At 55.2% G+C, this 20,725-nt stretch carries 12 protein-coding genes; 6 read left to right on the forward strand and 6 right to left on the reverse strand.

What is annotated here, in order from left to right; translation table 11 throughout:
- Position 1 precedes the first annotated feature (1 nt).
- The 4 genes from ACPLPM_RS12730 (at position 2) to ACPLPM_RS12745 (ending at position 6,209) form a co-directional block, all read left to right on the forward strand.
- On the forward strand, positions 2–2,623 hold the full coding sequence (locus tag ACPLPM_RS12730) for a cation-translocating P-type ATPase (RefSeq protein ID WP_424357149.1): 2,622 nt from the start codon (positions 2–4) through the stop codon (positions 2,621–2,623).
- A 468-nt stretch (positions 2,624–3,091) separates the two neighbouring features.
- Positions 3,092–3,550: an Lrp/AsnC family transcriptional regulator gene (locus ACPLPM_RS12735; RefSeq protein WP_424357150.1), complete on the forward strand. Its 459-nt coding sequence runs from the start codon at positions 3,092–3,094 to the stop codon at positions 3,548–3,550.
- Positions 3,551–3,579: 29 nt separating this feature from the next.
- Positions 3,580–4,944 carry a magnesium transporter gene (locus ACPLPM_RS12740; RefSeq protein WP_424357151.1) on the forward strand — a complete coding sequence of 455 codons (1,365 nt, stop codon included), beginning with the start codon at positions 3,580–3,582 and terminating at the stop codon, positions 4,942–4,944.
- On the forward strand, positions 4,941–6,209 hold the full coding sequence (locus tag ACPLPM_RS12745; protein ID WP_424357152.1) for an Nramp family divalent metal transporter: 1,269 nt from the start codon (positions 4,941–4,943) through the stop codon (positions 6,207–6,209). Before ACPLPM_RS12740 ends, ACPLPM_RS12745 begins: the two co-directional genes overlap by 4 nt.
- 464 nt (positions 6,210–6,673) lie before the next feature.
- Here ACPLPM_RS12745 and ACPLPM_RS12750 read toward each other — a convergent pair whose 3' ends face one another.
- Both ACPLPM_RS12750 and ACPLPM_RS12755 read right to left on the reverse strand, forming a co-directional pair.
- Positions 6,674–6,907, reverse strand: a complete 234-nt coding sequence (locus ACPLPM_RS12750) for a hypothetical protein (RefSeq protein WP_424357153.1) — start codon at positions 6,905–6,907, stop codon at positions 6,674–6,676.
- Positions 6,908–7,052: 145 nt separating this feature from the next.
- Positions 7,053–7,415: a heavy metal-binding domain-containing protein gene (locus ACPLPM_RS12755; protein WP_424357154.1), complete on the reverse strand. Its 363-nt coding sequence runs from the start codon at positions 7,413–7,415 to the stop codon at positions 7,053–7,055.
- Positions 7,416–7,547: 132 nt separating this feature from the next.
- Here ACPLPM_RS12755 and ACPLPM_RS12760 point away from each other — a divergent pair, with 132 nt between their 5' ends.
- Positions 7,548–9,329, forward strand: coding sequence for a cache domain-containing protein (locus ACPLPM_RS12760; RefSeq protein ID WP_424357155.1), 1,782 nt, complete (start codon positions 7,548–7,550; stop codon positions 9,327–9,329).
- A 211-nt stretch (positions 9,330–9,540) separates the two neighbouring features.
- Entirely contained in the window at positions 9,541–11,229 is a 1,689-nt protein-coding gene (locus ACPLPM_RS12765) for an ATP-binding protein (protein WP_424357156.1), read from the forward strand.
- A gap of 36 nt (positions 11,230–11,265) precedes the next feature.
- Here ACPLPM_RS12765 and ACPLPM_RS12770 read toward each other — a convergent pair whose 3' ends face one another.
- From ACPLPM_RS12770 to ACPLPM_RS12785, 4 genes are all read right to left on the reverse strand, one after another.
- Positions 11,266–12,105, reverse strand: a complete 840-nt coding sequence (locus ACPLPM_RS12770; RefSeq protein ID WP_424357157.1) for a phosphoribosylformylglycinamidine synthase subunit PurQ — start codon at positions 12,103–12,105, stop codon at positions 11,266–11,268.
- Between the two features lie 2 nt (positions 12,106–12,107).
- Complete coding sequence (purL, locus tag ACPLPM_RS12775) at positions 12,108–15,089, reverse strand: phosphoribosylformylglycinamidine synthase subunit PurL (RefSeq protein WP_424357158.1); 2,982 nt, start codon at positions 15,087–15,089, stop codon at positions 12,108–12,110.
- Between the two features lie 911 nt (positions 15,090–16,000).
- The gene (locus ACPLPM_RS12780; RefSeq protein ID WP_424357159.1) at positions 16,001–17,215 is read right to left on the reverse strand and encodes a tetratricopeptide repeat protein; all 1,215 of its coding nucleotides are present in this window, start codon (positions 17,213–17,215) and stop codon (positions 16,001–16,003) included.
- 1,011 nt (positions 17,216–18,226) lie between these two features.
- Positions 18,227–20,722 (reverse strand): PAS domain S-box protein, encoded by a 2,496-nt coding sequence (locus ACPLPM_RS12785; protein ID WP_424357160.1) that lies wholly within the window; start codon positions 20,720–20,722, stop codon positions 18,227–18,229.
- Positions 20,723–20,725: the final 3 nt, after the last annotated feature.

Here is a 20,725-nt window from a genome sequence, read left to right on the forward strand (position 1 = left end):
CATGTGTGGGTGGCATGATCGTCCGCTGGACGAAGTCTTCGCGGAGCTACGATCTTCTCCGGCAGGACTAACCTCGGCAGAAGCCACAGAGAGACTGCAGCGGTATGGAAACAACGTGCTAAACAGTAGCTCAGGCCCGGGTCTTTTAGCGATCATAGCCAGCCAGTTCCGCAACTTTATAGTCATAATACCGGTTATCGCCAGCCTCATCGCCGTCGTGGTAGGGAACCTCCACGACGCCGCGGTGATCGTAATCATAGTACTGCTCAATACGGCCATAGGCGTCTTTCAGGAAGTGGAAGCCATACGTTCCATCGAGGCACTGAAACGCCTTTACAGGCAGGAAGCCCACGCGATGCGGGACAGGATCGTCAAAGACGAGGCTACCGCAGACCTGGTGCCCGGCGACGTCATCATGATCAAGGCAGGGGATCGACTGCCTGCGGACGCCCGGGTCATCGCCGCGGACAACATGTCCGTCGACGAGTCGATGCTGACAGGAGAGGCGATTCCCCGCGACAAATACCAGGCAGTACTGCCGGCAGATACGCAGCTGGTCGCCAGAGCCAACATGCTGTACATGGGTACGAACGTGCTGGACGGGGAATGTGCAGCCATCGTCGTAGCCACGGGCGCACAGACGGAGATCGGCAGGATCTCGAAGCTTGCTGGCGAGGCGAAGAAGCCTAAGATGCCCCTCGAAAAAGCGCTGGACAGGCTGGGAAGAGTGTTCGGGATAGGCGTGGTCATCATATCCGCTATCGTCTTCGTCATCGGCATCGCCAGAGCCCAGCCCCCGCTAGACATGTTTCTCGCTGCGATCAGCCTGGCAGTCGCCTCAGTACCTGAAGGCCTGGCGGCTACGATTACAATCGCTCTCGCTACGGGAGCCCGCCGGATGGCAAATCAGAAAGCCATTGTGCGATCGCTACCGATAGTCGAGGCTCTGGGTAGCACGGACGTGATCTGCACGGACAAGACCGGCACCCTGACGAAGAACGAGGCAAGAGTGAAGGCGGTATACACTTTTGATAGAGATTATGCGGCAGATCTGATCAAAGGAGCCGAAAATCCTGACTTACACTTGCTGATGGAAATCGCTGGTGTATGTAACGACGCTATAGAGGAAAAAACCGGGCAGACTACCCGTTATCACGGCAACCAGGTAGACGTCGCACTATATGATTTTCTGAGCAGGATAGGCCTGGATAAAGCCGGCTTTGACCGGACATATCCACGGCTGTCAAGTATCCCGTTCCGCCCCTCGATCAAGATGATGGTTGTCGTGGCAGGCAGCGAGAAAGGACGCAGGCTGTTCGTGAAAGGCGCTCCCACGGTAGTGCTGGACAAGTGCACGAAAGTGATCGGCTCGGGCACGGAATCATACCTGGACGAGGCGATCAGGAAGAAGGTAACTTACGCCAACGATCGCCTTGCTTCAGGCGCCATAAGAGTACTTGCGTTCGCTTACAGAGACCTCGGGCAGGAGGAAACCGGGGAACCTGCGTCACTGGCACATGATCTGATTTTCACCGGGCTTGTCGGATTCGAGGACCCTCCCCGGGACAACGTCAGGAAAGCGATCCAGGAATGTAAAGATGCAGGCATCGACATCGTGATGGTGACCGGCGATCAGCGGATTACGGCTGTCGCCATTGCCAAAGAGCTGGATATCTTTCACCCGGGCGACGAGGTTATGACCGGCGACGAGCTCGACCGGATATCAGAGGACGACTTGAAAGCGAGGGCCGGTAAGACAGCAGTTTATGCGAGAGTGCTGCCGGAGCAGAAAATCAGAGTCGTCAAGGTTCTCCAGTCTAACGGTAAGGTCGTGGCCGTCACCGGCGACGGCGTCAACGACTCGCCGGCCCTGAAGCTGGCAGACGTGGGCATAGCGATGGGCGCCACAGGCACGGAAGTGGCAAAGGAGGCCTCGGACATCGTGCTGCAGGACGATAACTTCGCCACCATAGTCGACGCAATATATGGCGGGAGGGTGGTCTACGATAACATCCGGAAGTTTGTCAAATACCTGTTCACCAGCAATGTGGGAGAGGTAGCGACGATCATGTTCGGGCTGGTCATCGGACTGCCGCTGCCGCTGCTGGCCACCCAGATCCTCTGGCTGAACCTGATCACTGACGGCCTGCCAGCGCTGGCCTTAAGCGTCGATACTCCAGAGCAAGACATCATGAGCAGGCCCCCGAGGCAGACCGAAGAGCCCATCATCAACCGGACTACGATCGTCGATATGGCCCTGGTAGGGCTGATCATGAGCGTCTGCTCGCTGAGCGTCTTTTACATCTCCCTCGGCCAGGACCTCGCATATGCCCGCACTATGGCCTTTACCACGCTCGTCACCCTTCACATCTGCAACGCGTTCAACTGCAGATCAGAGACCAGATCGGTCGTCAGAGGACTGTTCACAAACAAGCACCTGCTTGCGGCAGTCGGGGTATCGAGCTTGCTGCTACTGGCGATGATATACCTGGCCCCACTGCAGGCAATTTTCTATACGGTGCCGCTGTCTGCAGGGGACTGGGCGATCGTGCTGATCATCGCCCCAATCACGGTGATAGCCATGGAAATCCGGAAATGGTTCACCAGACATATGCGCCGGTGAACATTCTGTGACGGGTGGTGATTGTAATACCAGTGGAACGCTGTGCTGTGTTGATACAGATTTCTCGGATAGCATTAACAGTGTTATCTCTGTGCTCGTGAACGTACACTAACGCTGCGCTGTGCCAGATCACAGATTACGACAGATTATACAGATTTCACAGATGCTAATCGATAATAAAATAAAATGGTCCGCAGCGGTCATCCAATCTAATATAGCCATCTGTGCAATCCGCGCAATCTGTCGTAATCTGTGATCCAGCACAGCGCAGCGTTCGTCTTGCTATCGCACGTCATCTGAATAATCAGAAACGCACAGCGCAGCGTACGCCCGATAGTAGATAATGATACTTACGTTATCACAGTATTATCCACATTTTTCAAGTAAAACGTTAGTAATTACATAAGTATTTTATACTTTTATTGGTAATTTACCAATATTGATTTCAAAGGAGTACACGAGAAACTCATGAACAATAGTTCAGAACTGGACGAGGTCGACTCAGCTATTCTCCGCCTGCTGCGGGAAAACGCCCGCATGAGCTACCTGGAGATGTCCCGGAAAACCGGCATCTCGGACGCGACCATCCAGCACCGGCTGAAGCGGATGAAGGAGAGGGGGGTCATTGACAGGTTTACTGTCATGGCCAACCCGGTGGCAACCGGCTATACGGTCACCGCGATCATGCTGGTGCAGACGGAGAGCGAGAAGCACGACGAAGCTAAGACTGCTCTGTCTGCGCTGCCCGAAGTTTCGGAAGTTTACAGCGTGCTCGGAGAATACGACCTCTACATGAAGGTATGGGCGAAAAGCCTCGAGGAGCTGAACCGCTTTATCAACGACCAGATCAGGGCTATCAGCGGTATCGAAGACCTGCTGGAGATCGTGGTCGTGGAGCGGGTCAAGGAAGAAGCGCCCCCCATATAAGAGGCCCCGCCGGTATTGGAGAGAAGAAAATGAGCCTGTCGAAGAGCGTATCCAGCATCATCAGCAGCCTGCCCTCAGCCCATTTTAAAGGCCCGGAAGGGCAGACCGTCGAGAACGTCGTCTACTTCAGCGCGTTCCAGGGACAGAAGGTGATCGACAGCGAAGGCCGGGTACTCGGAAGAATCAAAGACTTCGCCATCACCCCGGGAGAATCGCTGCTGGAAGTATCGCGTATCATCTATATCTCTAGCATTCTGAGGGATAGTATAACGGTACCGATGGCTTCGGTGAAATCTTTCGACGGCGCGTTCAGGCTCAAAATCCCCCGGGAAGAAATCCCGCCCGGCAAACTGTCGGACCACGAGATGCTGGTCGTGGAAACGATCCTGGACAAGCAGATCGTGGACATCGACGGGCTGAAGGTCGTCAGGGTAAATGACGTGCTCCTGACTCGGGTCAAGGATAAGCTCTGCGTGGTAGGAGTGGACGTTGGTTTCAAGGGCATCCTGCGCAGGCTGGGCCTGGGATGGGTTTCCGGCCGGCTGCTGACCTCCATGCCGGATAACCTGATCGCCTGGTCGTATATCGACCCGCTGGACCCGGGGCTGCGCCGTATCCACCTGAAGATTCCCAGGAAGAAGATCGGAGACCTACATCCCGCAGACATCGCGGACATCATCGAAGAGCTGGACCGCAAAGAGCAGCTGCTCATCCTGGAGTCGCTGGGAGACGAGAAGGCGGCGGAGACGCTCGAAGAAGTCGAGCCGGACGTCCAGGCCAGGATCGTCAAGCACATGGACAGCGACGACGTGGCGGACATCCTGGAGAACATGAATCCCGACGACGCAGCGGACGTTATCCACATGATGCCCAGGGAAAAGGCATGCGAAGTGCTCAAGCTCATGGATGCTGAGGAGGCCAGCGATGTTAAAGAGCTGCTGCGCTATAGCCACAGTTCTGCCGGTGGCCTGATGACCAACGAATTCATCAGCGTGCCTGTGGGTAGCAAAGTCTCGGACGCCTTCCGCCGGTTGAGAGAGCTCGGCAGCGAGGTCGACATGATCTATTACGTATATGTGCTCGACGACAAAGAGCACCTGACAGGAGTCATGTCGCTGCGAGATCTGCTCCTGTCGAAGCCGGAGCAGAACGTCTCAGAGATCATGAAGGCAGAGATCCTGCGTGTCCTGCCCGACACGACCGGGGATGAGGTCGCCAACCTGCTGTCCAAGTACGACCTGCTGGCGGTCCCGGTCACGGATAACGACGGCGTCATGCTGGGCGTGGTGACCTTCGACGACGCGCTGGAGGACGTGCTGCCCGAAGACCTCAGAAAGCAGCTGCCGAAGAACTACCGGATGATCCGTAAGGTACACAGGGGCCACGGACCATGAGCGAGCCGAAAAGAAAGTGGCTGCCCGGGATCAACTTCAAGCAGATAGGGCTGTTTCTCGCAGTGATCGGCCCGGGCATCATCACCGCCAGCGTGGACAACGACGCCGGCGGGATCACCACGTATACGCTGGCAGGCGCCCACTACGGCTACAGTCTGCTCTGGACCCTCATACCCATCGCGATCGTGCTGGTCATCGTGCAGGAGATGTCTGCTCGCATGGGAGTGGTCACGGGTAAGGGCCTCTCGGACCTGATCCGGGAGAACTTCGGCCTGAAGCTCACGGTACTGCTGACGCTGGTGCTGCTCGTGGCCAACCTGGGCAACACGATGGCCGAGTTCGCCGGGGTAGCCGCCAGCATGGAAATCTTCCACGTCAGCAAGTACATCGCAGTCCCCATTGCCGCGGCTCTGGTGTGGGTACTGGTGGTCAAAGGCACGTATAGCCTGGTGGAAAAGATCTTCCTCGTGGCCAGCGGGTTTTACCTGACCTACGCCATATCTGGCCTGATGGCAAACCCCGACTGGGGCTATGTGGCTGCAAGGACAGTCGTGCCCACGGTAAACTTCAACCCCGGATACCTGGCGATGGTGATCGGCCTGGTAGGTGCGACCATTGCGCCCTGGATGCAATTCTATATCCAGTCGTCGATCGTAGACAAGGGCATCAAGCTGTCCGAGTACCGGTTCACGAAGTGGGACGTGATTATCGGCTGCCTGGTCACCGACATCGTCGCGTTCTTCATCATCGTCACCTGCGCTGCCACCATCTTCCCCAGTGGCATAGCAGTCGAATCTGCGGCAGAAGCAGCCCTTGCCCTGGTACCACTGGCCGGGCAGTACAGCGGCTGGCTATTCGCCTTCGGCCTGTTCAACGCCTCCATCTTAGCCGCCTCGATCCTGCCCCTTGCCACAGCCTATACGGTTTGCGAAGGCATGGGCTGGGACTCGGGCATAGATAAGAAGTTCAAGGATGCCCCGCACTTCTACACGCTGTATACCATGCTCATCGTAATCGGAGCCGCCATCATCCTGATACCCGGCATCCCCCTCATCGAGATAATGGTAATGTCCCAGGTGCTAAACGGTATACTGTTACCTGTGATCCTGGTCTTCGTGCTGATCCTGATCAACAACAAGAAGCTGATGGGAAACTACACCAACGGCAAAGCCTACAACTACATCTCCTGGGGGCTGACCATAGTCATGACCCTGCTCACGCTGGCCATGATTGTTACAAGCGTCTTTCCCGATCTGTTCGGGTAGGTGAGACAACAGTACGAACGCTGCGCTGTGCTTTACCTGATTGCTCTGATTCAGTGAGACAGCAACACGAACGCTGCGCTGTGCCAGATCACAGATTGATACAGATTTAACAGATTGCACAGATTTCTTTTAAAATAAGGAATACAGCGAACCATTTCCTTTTTGGGTTATCGATTAACATCTGTGCAATCTGTTAAATCTGTCGTAATCTGTGATCTGGCACAGCGCAGCGATCGTCCACGTTCACGAGCACAGAGACAACACTTTTTTGCTATCCGAGAAATCAGAAGCATGCACAGCGCAGCGTTCGTATTGTTGTCTCACGCCATCTGAGCAACTTGAAACTTACGGTGCAGTGGTCGCGTACATTCATGGGCTCGTATGAAATGGCTCGACACGATACATAGACAAGGCTGTACACGATTGATAAGACTCTAATTAAAAAAGCAAAGGCAGAGCGCATTTCAAGCGGGTACGACGCTCCACCAGGCAACGGGTAAGGGCTCGATATCGCGGTCTATGCCGGTGGGCATCACCGTGACAACCCCGCGCTCGACGAGCATGCCGAGCACCAGGTTGACCATTTCGATGCTGTGGCCGTAGCACTGCATAGTGGTTTCCACGATGCCGCCGACGGTGTAGTTACCCCGGCGCATCGCTTCGAGTATGTGCTCGGCGACCGTTGTGTATCTGTCCATACTTTCACCAAAAAAGCGTTAGATTAAGTGCCATATATACTTGTTCGTAAAACGATTGTTAAGCAGACAATAAAACCACATATACGCTCTGCTACGAGAAAATAAGTAAATTAAATGGGCAATTTTATGCCCTGTCGTAAACTGGTTATCCGAGCCGTACCGGGCTGGTAGCAACAGTTTCCGGCTCGATGGTGACCGCAGTCCCGAACGCCAGGACTTCAGACATATTCTGGCCAATCTCCGAGGAGTCGAAGCCGACGCTGATGACCGCGTTAGCGCCTAGTTCAATGGCGTGTTGTTTCATGCGGTCCAGGGCGTTCTGCCGGGACTGGTTCAGCAGCTGGGTGTACTCGTGAATTTCGCCGCCGAAGATCGTACGCAGGCCGGCGACCACGTTGCCGCCGATACCCCTGCTCCTGACGATGAGGCCCCAGGTGAAGCCGTAGACTTTAGTGATTTTATAGCCGGGTACATAAGGTGTGCTGACTACTATGATATCCTCTACCATATTAACACAGCATACTGATTGCATTATAGCACCTTAAAGCTACTGAATAGCCACATTTAGACTATTACAAGGCTCTGCTGCCATTACCGGTATTAACGAATATCATCAGGTTCCGGGATAAATGTAGATCACATGATATTCAAGTCCATCAGGACCCAGGCAATTATCATCCTGATCGTTGTGATGGTATTACCCATTATACTGATAGGTACGATAAGTACCATCTATTACCGGGATCTCATCCGGCAGAATATCTGGGAAGAAAACCTGGACCAGGCGAAAACCATCGCCTCGTTTTCCAGCCACTATATTGACTCGGCCTTGCTGTACATCGAGAGCCAGGCGTCCAGATCATCCATTTTTGCCGCTACGGATACCGAGGACAGGGAATTTCTAAACGATACCCTCCGCCAGATTCAGAGCTCCGGCATCTTTTATAACGTCTATGTGACCGACGCTTCAGGCACGGTTATCACTTCATACCCCTACAATGTTTCCGGGAGAGACGACTCGGACAAGCCATGGGTCAGAGCCGTCCTGGGGGGTAAGAGTGGGTACGTCAGCAATGCTGTCCGCAGCCCGGTCACGGGCATGCCCACAGTATATGTGAGCGCGCCTATCGTGCAAAACGCCACGCTGAGAGGAGTGATGGTCGGGTCGCTGGACCTGTACTACTACTCAAACTACATTCTCAGCCCAAACACGACAGGTAGCAAATACATCTACATCGTGAACAAGACTGGCCACGTGATACTCCACACCAACAGGTCCTACATGGACGTCATGCTAAACATGTCGGACTACGCTGGAGTAGCCCAGGTTTTGAGGAACGAGGAAGGGATCATCGAACAGTACAGCCACAGGGAAGGCGAATATAAGCTGGCCTCCTACTCCCCCATACCAAAATACGAGTGGGGGGTGCTTGTGTCTATGCCGGTTAACGTGGCTTACGGGCCGATCAATAACGCCACCTTATGGTATGCTGTGTTTACCATACTTATGGTTCTGATCGCTGTGGCTATTGCATGGGTAGCCAGCTCCAGCATAGTTGACCCAGTGCTCCACATGACAAAAGCTACCCGCAAGATGCCGTATGGCGAGTACAAGCAGGACCTGCCCCTGGACAGGCGGGACGAGATAGGTGACCTTGCCCGATCTTTCGACCATATGGCGGGGGATATCAGGGATAGCCAGCACAACATGATCGCTGCCAGAGACCGGGCAGAGGATGAAAAAACGCGGGCAGAGCTATATGTCGACATTATGGGGCACGATATCAATAATCTGAACCAGACCGCTCTGACCAGCCTTGAGCTGGTGGAGCTTAACCAGAAACTGCCACCAGATGATCGAACCCTGATCACGAGAGCGATCACCTCGATCAGAGGAAGCGCAGGTATTATTGATAACGTCAGAAAGATCCAGCAGATCACCTCGGAAGAGCTGCACCTGGAGAACGTAGATATCGACGACTTGATCAGGCGGTCCATCGCAGAAGCTCCCCGGCCGCAGGGCAAGAGCGTGATCATCAACTATCGCCCAAAGCCGGGCATGATCACCAGAGGTACTCCGCTGCTAAAGGAGGTCTTCAGTAATATCCTGGGCAACTCGATCAAGTACTCGGGCCGGGAAGTAACCATTGACATCGATACCCGGGAGATCGTGGAAAACGGTATCATAAGCTACGCAGTGGCCATCGCAGATAACGGCTATGGGATTCCTGACGATGTGAAGCCGCGGCTCTTCCGCAGGCTGGAGCGAGGCACGATGACAGGGTCCGGCAAAGGTCTGGGGCTCTACATAGTAAAAATGCTCGTCGAGCGGTTCGGTGGAACGGTAAGTGTTACCGACAGAGTGCCCGGGGACTATACTAAAGGGGCTAAGTTTACCGTCAGGCTGCCGGCTGCGAAATAAAAAATATGGAGGTAATCTTGTTAGCTCCCGGAACAACAAGCATGCATAGTCTCGCGGATAATTGTGGTAGACGTTGTTATCGTCGCTATGAAATGATCATATGCAGATGAGGTTTAATTCCATCAGAAATAAGGTTATAGCACTCTTGATTGTACTAATAATAGTACCGATTATTCTAATAGGAATATTCAGCTCTTTCTATTACCAGGATGTGGTCCGGTCGAATATCTGGGCCGATAACTTAGACCAGGCAAAGGCGTTCTCGTCGTTTACGACGAGCTACGTAGACTCGGCTTCACTGCTTATCGAGAGCCAGGCAGCACGGCCGTCAGTGGTCGAAGCAGTCCATAGTGGTAACACTAGGTTTCTGAATGACACGATCATGTATATCCAGAACGCCAGCACCTTCTACGCTGTATACGTGACAGATAGCTCCGGGCAGGTCATCTCGTCGTACCCCTACGACTTCGTAGGAAGAAACGATACAGACAAGTTATGGATAGACCGCGTTTTCGAGACCGGTAACAGCTATGTCAGCGATGCGGTGGCAAGCGAGGTAACCGGTAAGCCAGCCGTATACTTAGCCACGCCGATCATCCGGGATGACAGGACCATAGGAGTAATGGTAGGAGTACTGGACCTCTATTACTATTCGACCTTTATCGCCGGCGCGCAAACCCAGATAGTAAAATATGTCTACGTCGTTAACAGGACCGGCCACGTCATGCTGCACACGAACCAGTCGTACATGGACATAATGCAAGACTTATCGGATCGGCCCGGAGTCCAAAACGTACTAAATGGCCAGGAAGGAGTAGTCGAGCAGTACAACCCACAGGAAGATATGTACAAGCTGGCATCTTATTCGCCGATCCCAAAATATGGCTGGGGCGTGGTCATATCGATGCCTGCGGAGGTGGCATATGAGCCAATCACCAGGGCCACGTTCTGGTTTATCATTTTCATAGCCCTCGTCACAGTACTGGCCACTGCTATCGCCTGGCTGGTCACCACCAGCATTGTAGACCCGATTTTCCGCTTGACCCGCGCCACGGATAAGATACCGTATGGGGACTACCATAAAGACCTCCCCGTGGCCAGGCGGGACGAGATAGGAGACCTGGCCAGGGCTTTCGATCGGATGGCAGGCAATATTCGGGATAGTCAGCAGAAGATCATCGTTGCCAGAGATGTGGCCGAGGCTCAAAAGAACCGGGCTGAGCTGTACGTGGACATCATGGGCCACGACATCAACAATCTCAACCAGGCTGGCCTGTTCAGCCTCGAGCTCATAGAAGACGACCCAAACCTCACTGAAGAGCAGCGAGAGCTCATCAAGGGCGCCATAGGATCGTTCGAGGGCAGTGCAGGCATCGTAGAGAACGCCAGGAAGATCCAGATGATAGACAGCGAAAAGTTTTATCTGGAAAATATGGAACTCAACGATATAATCGAGCGATGCGCCAGAGAATACCCTCGGCCGAAGGGCAAGAAGGTGACAGTTAATTACACGAGAGGCCCTGAGATGGTCGTCAAAGGCACCCCGCAGCTCAAGGATGTGTTCTGTAACCTTCTCGGCAACGCGATGAAGTACTCGGGATCTGAAGTGACAATAGACATTTCCGCCCGGCAAGTCATAAAAGCCCGCAGGCGGTGCTATGAAATCGAGTTCACAGACAACGGGCAAGGCATTCCTGAAGAGCTGAAAGCCCGGCTCTTCCGCAGGTTCGAGCGGGGGATGTCGAAAGAGCACGGGAAAGGGCTGGGGCTCTATATTGTGAAGATGCTGATCGAGCACTTCGGCGGAAAGGTGGAAATCACAGACAGGGTACCGGGAGACTACACGAGAGGAACCAAGATCTTGATATGGATGCCGGCCGCAGAAAAGGGCGGCGAGTGACCCGTCAGACGAGAATCCGCCGGGCCAGCGCCAGCATTAGAGTAGGTTTGCTTCGATGTATTCTACCGCGTTCCGCCATACCTTGATACCGTCGCCTTCTTCTTTCAGCGCTATGCCCTTCCGGGAAGCCTGTTCCCTGAGCCGGGTATACTGCGGGTGGTTGGTGACGTGGTTGAACGCTTCCGGGTGGGGCATCAGGCCGAAGATTCTGCCAGTCTCGTCGCAGATCCCGGCGATAGCATCGACCGAGCCGTTGGGGTTATCGGGGAACTGCTGGGTGGGCTGATACGCGGAATCGGCATACTGAAGCGCCACGTGGCCGTTCTTCCACAGCCTTGCCAGCATCTCCTGGCTGCCGGGGATGAATTTGCCTTCGCCGTGCCTCACGGGCATGTCGACGCGGCTGAGGCCGCGGGTGAAGACGCACTGGGACTCAGTGTTCACCTTCAGGCGCACCCACTGGTCTCTGAAGCCTTTATCGTTGTAGAAGACCGTGGCAGTCTGCCCGGTATAAGTCTTATCGAAGGCGGGCAGCAAGCCCATCTTTACCAGGATCTGGAAGCCGTTGCAGATGCCGATGATCAGCTTGCCGTCATCGATGAACTTCTGGATCTGGTCGATCATGGGACCGGTCGGCGTCTTCGCGTATAAAACTTTATTAGCGAACGCTTTGCCGCTGCCAAGATCATCGCCGTAGGAGAAGCCTCCGGGGAAGTTGATCAGGTGATAGTCATCGACCTTTACGAGGCCGTCGATGACGTCGTTAATATGCGCTATGCGCGCTTCAGCGCCTGCGAGGGTATTGGCGTAGGCCGTCTCTACCTCGCTGTTGATGCCGTAGCCGGTGAGAACCAGCGATTTTACCTTTCCTGCCATTGTTACCACCTCAGCGGATACTGCCACGACTCTTTCAGCGCGCCGGTGACCGTGTCGATCACCCTGGTGCCGTTCAGGCCGTTCACCAGGAATCTGTCGTCTTCCCGCACGCTGCCGATGCGGGCGCAGGGCACGCCTTCCATGGCCTGCTCAAACGCCTTCGCGTTGTTCGGGGCGACTGTGACCACGAACCTGCTTGCGGATTCCGAGAAGAGCACCTGGGCATCCCGGAAGAGCCGCTCTGCCGGAACCCTGTTGAGGTCGATCTCCATGCCGAAGCCGCCGGAGAACGCCGTTTCGGCCAGAGCGACTGCCAGGCCGCCGTCGGAGCAGTCGTGGCAAGAAGCCACAAGGCCGGCGTCAATCGCGCTCGACATGGCGTCATAGGTCTTCTTAGCGGTTGCAGCATTCACCTTCGGCACATTGTTGCCAGTAGCGCCCAGCAGGTTGTAGAACCGGGAACCACCGAGCTCGTCCTTCGTTGTGCCGACAGCGTAGACCAGATCTCCGGCCATCTTCGCGTCCATCGTGACGCACTTTCGGACGTCAGGTACGACTCCCACTGCGGAGAAGAGCACCGTCGGAGGGATGGAGATCTTGTAATCCTTGCCATCCTCGCCCTTCAGCTTGTAGTCGTTCTTCATGGAATCCTTGCCTGAGATACACGGAGTGCCAAAGGCAGTGGTGTAGTCGTACAAAGCCTGGTTCGCCCTCACGAGCTGTGCGAGCTTGTACTTGCCGTCCGGGGTCTTTTCCGCATCGTAAATCGGGTCGCACCAGCAGAAGTTGTCCAGCAGGGCGATCTGTTTGAGGCTGCCACCGACTGCGATGATGTTCCTGATCGCCTCGTCGATGGCGCAGGCGGTCATGTGATAGGTATCGATGTCGCCGTAGTACGGGTTAATACCGTTGGATACGGCAATGCCGGACATGCGGTCCAGCAGCGGCCTGATAACACCAGCGTCTCCGGGACCGTCGTTGTCTTTGCCAGTGAGCGGCTTTATTACTGAGCCACCCTGCACTTCGTGGTCGTACTGCCGGATGACCCATTCCTTGCTGGCGATGTTCAGGTCCGACATCAGGTCCTGCAGGTACATGGTCAGGCCCTCAGTCGGCAGCTCCGGCTCGGTGCGCTGGACAGGCTTCCACTCAGCCTGCAACCTCATTTCCGGCAGCCCGTCGTGCAGGAACTCCATGTCGATGCACGCTACGGTCTTACCAGCATAGAATATGTGGAACTTGCCCGAGTCGGTGTACTTGCCGACCACGGTAGCCTCGACTCCCCGGCGCTTTGCCAGGGACATGAATTCGTCCAGCTTCTCGGGTGGCACGGCCAGCGTCATGCGCTCCTGCGCTTCCGAGAGGAGGATTTCCCATGGGTCTAGACCGTGGTACTTGAGCGGCGCCTGCTCCAGGTAGATCTCGCATCCGCCAGAGAACAGGGCCGTCTCCCCTACCGAGGAAGACAGGCCGCCTGCTCCGTTGTCGGTGATGCAGGTGTACAGGTTCTGGTCTCTGGCTTCGAGCAGCATGTCCAGCATCTTCTTCTGGGTGATCGGGTCGCCGATCTGCACCGCGGTCGCAGGGGAGCCTTCGTGCAATTCCTCGGACGAGAAGGTGGCGCCGTGAATGCCGTCCTTGCCGATGCGCCCGCCCGCCATGACGATGAGAGTACCGGGCTTCACGTACTTATCCTCGGACGGCTCGCCGTGGAGGGTGGCAGGAATGAGGCCGAGGGAACCACAGTAGACCAGCGGCTTGCCGCCGTACCGGTCGTCGAACAGGATAGCGCCATTAATTGTAGGGACACCGCACTTGTTGCCCCCGTCCTTGATGCCCCGGACCACGCCTTCCATGATCCTGCGGGGGTGGAAAATCCTGGGCGGGAGGCGGCCCTTGTAGTAGGGAGAGGCGAAGCACAGCACGTCCGTATGAGCGATGAGCTTAGCGCCCTTGCCGGTGCCGGCCGAGTCCCTGTCGCAGCCCACGATGCCGGTGATGGCCCCGCCGTAAGGGTCCAGCGCAGACGGGCTGTTGTGCGTCTCTACTTTGAAGGCTACGTTATAGTCGTCGGTGAACTTGATGATGCCTGCGTTGTCCTTGAAGACGGATACAAGCCAGTCCTTTTCCTTAGAGATTTCCTCGGTGGACTTGCGGATGCAGGACTTGAAGAGGCTCTTGATCTCCTTATGCTCACCATTCTCCACGTAGTCGATGGTAGCGTTGAAAATTTTGTGCTTGCAGTGCTCGCTCCAGGTCTGCGCCAGCGTCTCGAGCTCGACGTCCGTCGGCTTCGGGCCCAGCCCGAGCGTTTTACGCTCTGCGAGGATTTCGGGCTGCTTGAAGTAGTCCCGGACTGCCTTCATCTCTTCCAGGGACAGCGCCAGCGTGCCTTTGCGGCTGATGGCAATGAGCTCGTCGTCCGATACGTCGAGATCGATCTCGGCGATGCGGGGCTGGTGGGTATCTTTGACAAGCGGGACTTTTGCCGGGATGCCTTTCTGCGCATCCCATGAACGCCCGTCGAGCACGTCGAACCGCTCGATCAGCTCGTTTCCGAGGAGCTGCTTGCAGATAGTTTCCACCTGGGCGCGGGTAAGGTTGCCGTTGATCAGGTACTGCGTGGAAGTGTGGACTGAGTCGTCAGCCCCGAGCTTCCGGCCGAGCCGGTCTTCGATAGCCTCTCTGCCGGTCCTGCCCTCGTTGTCGGTGACGCCCGGCAGGTAGCCTACCTCGATCAGCCAGTCGAAGTTTGCCGCCAGAGGCTTGCCGACAGAGTAGCGCTGGACCACCGCGTCCGAGAACGGACCTGCGGCCACCGCTTCCTTTTCCGCCTCGGTCAGGCTGGCGTTGACGGTAAATACCTTGATGGTGCGAATGTCATCGACTGCGATGTCTAAGTTGCTCCTGATCGCGTTTTTCACGCTTTCCCCCGCTGCATCCCGGTACCCGGGCTCAAGGGCGATCTCAATCCTGAACGGCATATCCCTGTACCTCTTACCACCCCTATCCAGGGCGAGTATTATTTCGTATCACGGCGCTTAAGATATTTATAATCTAGCAGCACTGCAACGTAGGGCGCGTGATAGGATAAATAGCTTGTTTTAAACGCAGTGAAAAACAGCTACCGAGACATGGATAAGGAATAAGACCACGGCAGCCCGGCTCTTTATCCTGGCAACGGTAGATCAAATTTTTGAACCACGGCGGCACGGCGACACAAAGACAGAGCGATCTACGACTAGCCGCATGGTAATTTGAACCACGGCGGCACGGCGACACAAAGACAGAGCGATCTACGACTATCCGCATGGTAATTTGAACCACGGCGGCACGGCGACACAAAGACAGTGGCGAACCGGTAAAAGTGCACTCTTTTTTAGTCCACGGCGACACCAAGACAGAGCGTTAACCATAAGCTTACTATCCAATTGTTTCAGCCTGACTTTCAATCGATAGCCTGAAGGAAGTAGAACATAAATGTCTCCGTGTTGTCAGCTCTCCGTGCCACCGTGGATCTGAAAAGAGAGACTTGCTATTCGGGTACGGTTGTCGCTGTGTCGCCGTGCCGCCGTGGTTCAAATTACCATCCTGCCATCGTTTCTCGCTTTGTCGCTGTGTCGCCGTGCCGCCGTGGTTCAAATTACCATCCTGCCATCGTTTCTCGCTTTGTCGCTGTGTCGCCGTGCCGCCGTGGTTCAAATTACCATCCTGCCATCGTTTCTCGCTTTGTCGCTGTGTCGCCGTGCCGCCGTGGTGAAAACATTTGCGCTCCAATTGTCAGGATAAGAAGCAGTACCGCCGTAGTTCAATTAATCCCCTGATTATTGGTGATACCGGCTATTCCCGTGCCGCCATGCCACCACGGTTTAAAACAAGCTTTATATCGCAGTAGTTAACTCTGCTCACCAACAACAGCCTTGAGCCTGATTTTTGCCTCAAGCAGTTCGGGCCGGTGCTTGAGGGCTTCGCCGTAGGCCTGGAAGGCTTCGTAGAGCAGCCCCTGGCGTTCGTGCAGCATGCCGAGGAGCACGTGGGCTTCGGCGAAGTCGTCCCGGGCCCAGACTGCCTGTTTTAGCTCTGATACAGCAGCGTCGAGGATGCCTTTTCTGATCATCACGAGGCCTTCTGCAAAGTGAGCCTCTGCCTCGTCGAGCCCGGGGCTAGTCGCAATATTGCTGAAACACGCGAGGGCATCGTCGTATCTGCCCTCAGAATAGAGTTTGATGCCGTGCCGGAAACCGGCAGCATCCTCGACGAAGCGTTCAGTTAGTGTAAGCAGGTAGCGATCGGCAGTTTCGCTTAGCCGGGCCTGGTTTTCCCGGAGTGTCCCGATTCTTGCGCCAGCGGTCCCGTTGTCCGGGCTCAGGCGTAACACCACGGTATACTCTTTAAGAGCATCGTTGATCAGGCCTTTCTTATCGAGGCACGATGCCAGCCTGAGGCGAGCGTCGATGATCTCGGGGTCCTGGCCCACGATGAACCGGTATTCCTCGATGGCATCCCCTACCAGGCCTTCCCGTTCCAGCAGCCCTGCCAGAGTGATCCGGACGGCTATGCGCCCCGGATCAGCCTCGAGCGCTGCCCGGTACTCGGCTATCGCTTCAGTATTCCTGCCCAGCCGTTCCATGCAGTGGGCCGCAGATATACGAGATTCGGTCAGGTTAGGGCTGGTCTTCAGAATGTACCGGTACTCCTGTAGCGCTTCTGCAATCAGGCCTTTCTTTTCCAGGCAGCAGGCCAGCATGTACCGGGCCGAAACATATTGTGGGTTGACAATAAGGGTGATCATGAACTGGCGGATAGCATCGTTGATCCTGCCACTCCGGAAAAGGAGGTTGCCGAACTCGAAGTGCGCCGTCGCGTTGCTGCCGTCGATCTTCAGCCCTTCCTGGTACTGCCAGATCGCATCCTCCGCATGATTTTTCCGGTCCAGGCACTCGGCCAGCGTAAACCGGGCCCTGGCGAGCTCCCCGTCGAGCCGGACGGCGTTTTTGAGCTCGGCGATGGCTTCGTCTACCTTACCGTCGTGGTAAAGCTCAACCCCCCGCTCGTAATATACCCTCGCCGCTTCCTGCCTGCCGTGCCGATCAACTGGTAGTATAGCCATTGCCAAAATAGTAATTACAATCTTATAAGTTATAATTTTTTTGTTTGAATCCAAAATAATACTGAGAGTTCTGTGGGCCCGCAGTATAATGGCTTGGAGTAAAAGTATACGCTGCGCTGTACATACCTGATAGGTGATGCAATATGAGACAGCAAGACAAACGCTGCGCTGTGCGTTTCAGATTACTCGAACTGCGTGTGACAGCAATACGAACGCTGCGCTGTGCCTTTCAGATTACTCGAACTGCGTGTGACAGCAATACGAACACTGCGCTGTGCCTTTCAGATTACTCGAACTGCGTGTGACAGCAATACGAACACTGCGCTGTGCCTTTCAGATTACTCGAACTGCGTGTGACAGCAATACGAACACTGCGCTGTGCCTTTCAGATTACTCGAACTGCGTGTGACAGCAATACGAACGCTGCGCTGTGCCAGATCACAGATTGTTACGGATTGCACAGATTGCACAGATGACTACATTAGATAAGATGAATGCTGCGAACAATTCAATTTTTTATCGATTAGCATCTGTGTAATCGGTGTAATCTGTCAGAATCATCAGATTCTGCGTAATCTGTGATCCTGGCACAGCGCAGCGTTCGTGTACGTTCACGAGCATAGAGATAACACGTCTAATGCTATCAGAGAAATCAGTATCAAGCACAGCGCAGCGTTCGTGTACGTTCACGAGCATAGAGATAACACGTCTAATGCTATCAGAGAAATCAGTATCAAGCACAGCGCAGCGTTCGTATACGTTCACGAGCAAAGAGATAACACGTCTAATGCTATCAGAGAAATCAGTATCAAGCACAGCGCAGCGTTCGTGTACGTTCACGAGCATAGAGATAACACGTCTAATGCTATCAGAGAAATCAGTATCAAGCACAGCGCAGCGTTAGTCCACGTTCACGAGCACAGAGCCAACTGTTTGCGAGTATCCCATAAATGGAGTAGCCCGCACAGCGCAGTGACGCCCCAATGGGAGGGTGGGCGGACCAAAGCGCCCTTACTCGCCCTCAGGCTTGTGCCCTCCCCGCTCCGAGAACTTCCGGACTTCGGTAGTCAGCTGGTGGTACTGCCGCTCGTCGATGGCCGCGGGGTCGAGGGAGAGCTGGAGGATGGAGTTGCTCAGCATGACGTGGTCGTTGATCACGTGCAGGAGCTTCAGGAAGGACTCGAAGCTGTTTCTGGCGATCAGGTACTCCGCTCCGTCCAGCAGGACAACGCCGTCCTTGGCCTCGGCGAGGAACTTGTTGACCGTGGCGTTAAGGGCGGTCAGGTTTTCCGGTTTGATGCACTGCTCGTCCAAGGACTGGTCGCTGCCGGTCAGCCAGACGAACGGAGTCTTTTCCAGGCCGTACTGCTGCCGGATCTTCTTCGGGTTGTGCCTGGTGATACACAAACCCTGGATGTTGTGCTTGACCAGGTCTGCGAACGCGCCCAGGTAGTCCTCGTGCTTGCTCCTGTCGAAGAGGTAGATGAAGCCCTTCTCGAAGTAGTAGAGCTGATCTGTCTCCGCGGCTTTTTCCGTGATCGGCACCACTTTGAAGCCGGCAATAGAGGACAGGTCCTTGAGAGTGATGACATACCCGGGGAGGTCGCCTTCGCCGGGCAGCTTCGAAGCAGAGACATTCAGGGTTACTATGGTTCCGTCCTTGCAGAGGAACTCCCGGACGTAGCTCTTCCGATCATCCAGGTCGATAGGCCTGCCTTCGGGCAGAATCGAGGATATGCGTTTCCCGATCACGTCTTCCGCAGGATACTTGAGGAGCCTGGATGCGCTTTTGTTGAACGACACGATGATTCCGTGGGCGTCGGTCGTCACGATCGGATCGGGGGATTCGTTGACGATGCCGGACAGGTACCTGCCGGTGTCCTGCACTTTCTTGAACAGCCTGAAGTTTTCGACGGCGATGCCTGCCTGAGAGGCAATGGCCAGCAGCTCCCGCTGCATGCCCTCGAAGCGGTTTTCAGACCGGTCGTACAGCGCCATCAGCCCCATCATGCTGTCCCCGGCGAACAAGGGCACGATACCGCCATAACCCGGTATTCCAAACAGCTCGTCCGCGATCTGCGGCCTGTACACGGGATTTCGGATGCTCTCGCTGGCAGCGCTGTTCGGCAGAAGCTGCTTGTAGCTGACGCGCTTGCCGGCGTCAGTCCGGGCGACCGCAGTGGATAAGTGCAGTTCTCCGCTGCGCCCTTCGTTCCGGAGGTAGATCGCTCCTGCGTCTGCGCCAACCAGATCCAGGGTGTCTGCCAGTAGTTTCTGCAGCTTGTCGCCGATATCGAGAGAGCTGTTAAGGGTGCTGGTGATCGAGTTGATGATCTCCAGCTCCCGGTTCTTGGCCTGCAGCGCTTCGGCAGCCATTTTGCTGTCGGTGATGTCTTCTTTGACCGCCACGAAGTGAGTAATCTGGCCTGCCTCATCCTTCACCGGGGAGATAGATGCCAGTTCCCAGTACATATCCCCATTTTTCTTCTTGTTGAGAAACTCTCCCCTCCATTCCCTTCCGGCCAGGATGGTGTCCCAAAGCTCTTTGTATATGTTTATAGGTGTTTTTCCCGACTGCTGAAAGCGCGGGTTCTGGCCTATTACCTCATCCGGCTGGTAACCGGTCAGGCGGGTGAACTTAGGGTTAACGTACTCGATACTGCCAGTTATGTCGGTGATGATGATCGATTCCGGGCTCTGCTCGACAGCCATGGACAGCTTTCTCAGGGATTCCTCGACCTTCTTCCGCTCTGTAATGTCCATTGCCACCATGACGTGGGAAATAATCTCTCCGTCCCCGGTCCGAATAGCCATGGTCGAGACGAGAGCTGGCATGATCTCTCCTGACTTTGCAGCCATGAGGAGCTCGCCTTTCCACCCTTTGGGGCTGTCGTTAAAAATTTCGCTCTGCAGTTCCTGCGCCACAGCGGATTTGATGACGGTAGAGATCTCCTGGCCGATCAGCTCTCCCGGGGCATATTCATAAATGTTGCCGAAGGCCCGGTTTACGTAAGTGATCTTACCGGACGGGTCGGCGATGATGACGCCTTCGTTGATGTTCTCCACCACGTATGCAAGGCGAGCGATCTCCCGGCCGTACTCGGTTTTCAGCTTTTCGATGCGATACTTGTTAACGCTGGCTTCGATGAAGGAAGGAAGCTTATCATAGTACCCGGGCTTTTTGATGATATAGTCGAAGGCACCGGCCTTCATGGCCTCGACGGCGATAGACTCGGAGCCGCCTCCGGTGACCATGATGATCGGCGTGTCCACGCCCAGTGCCTGGATGGCCGCGATTACTTCCACGCCTGTGGCATCCGGCAGGTTATAGTCGGACAGGATGACATCGTAGTTGCCGCTGCCGTTCGAGAACTTTTCGAGGGCAGCCCGCCTGCTCGTCGCCCAGTCTACTTTGATGCCCTCTTTGTCCAGAGCCCGGCGACAGAGGTGAATATGGTCCTCGTTGTCATCGATGATCAGTACAGAATATTTCCACTGCTCACTCATACG

It is taken from the genome of Methanocella sp. MCL-LM, assembly GCF_049676595.1.
GTDB lineage: Archaea > Halobacteriota > Methanocellia > Methanocellales > Methanocellaceae > Methanocella_A.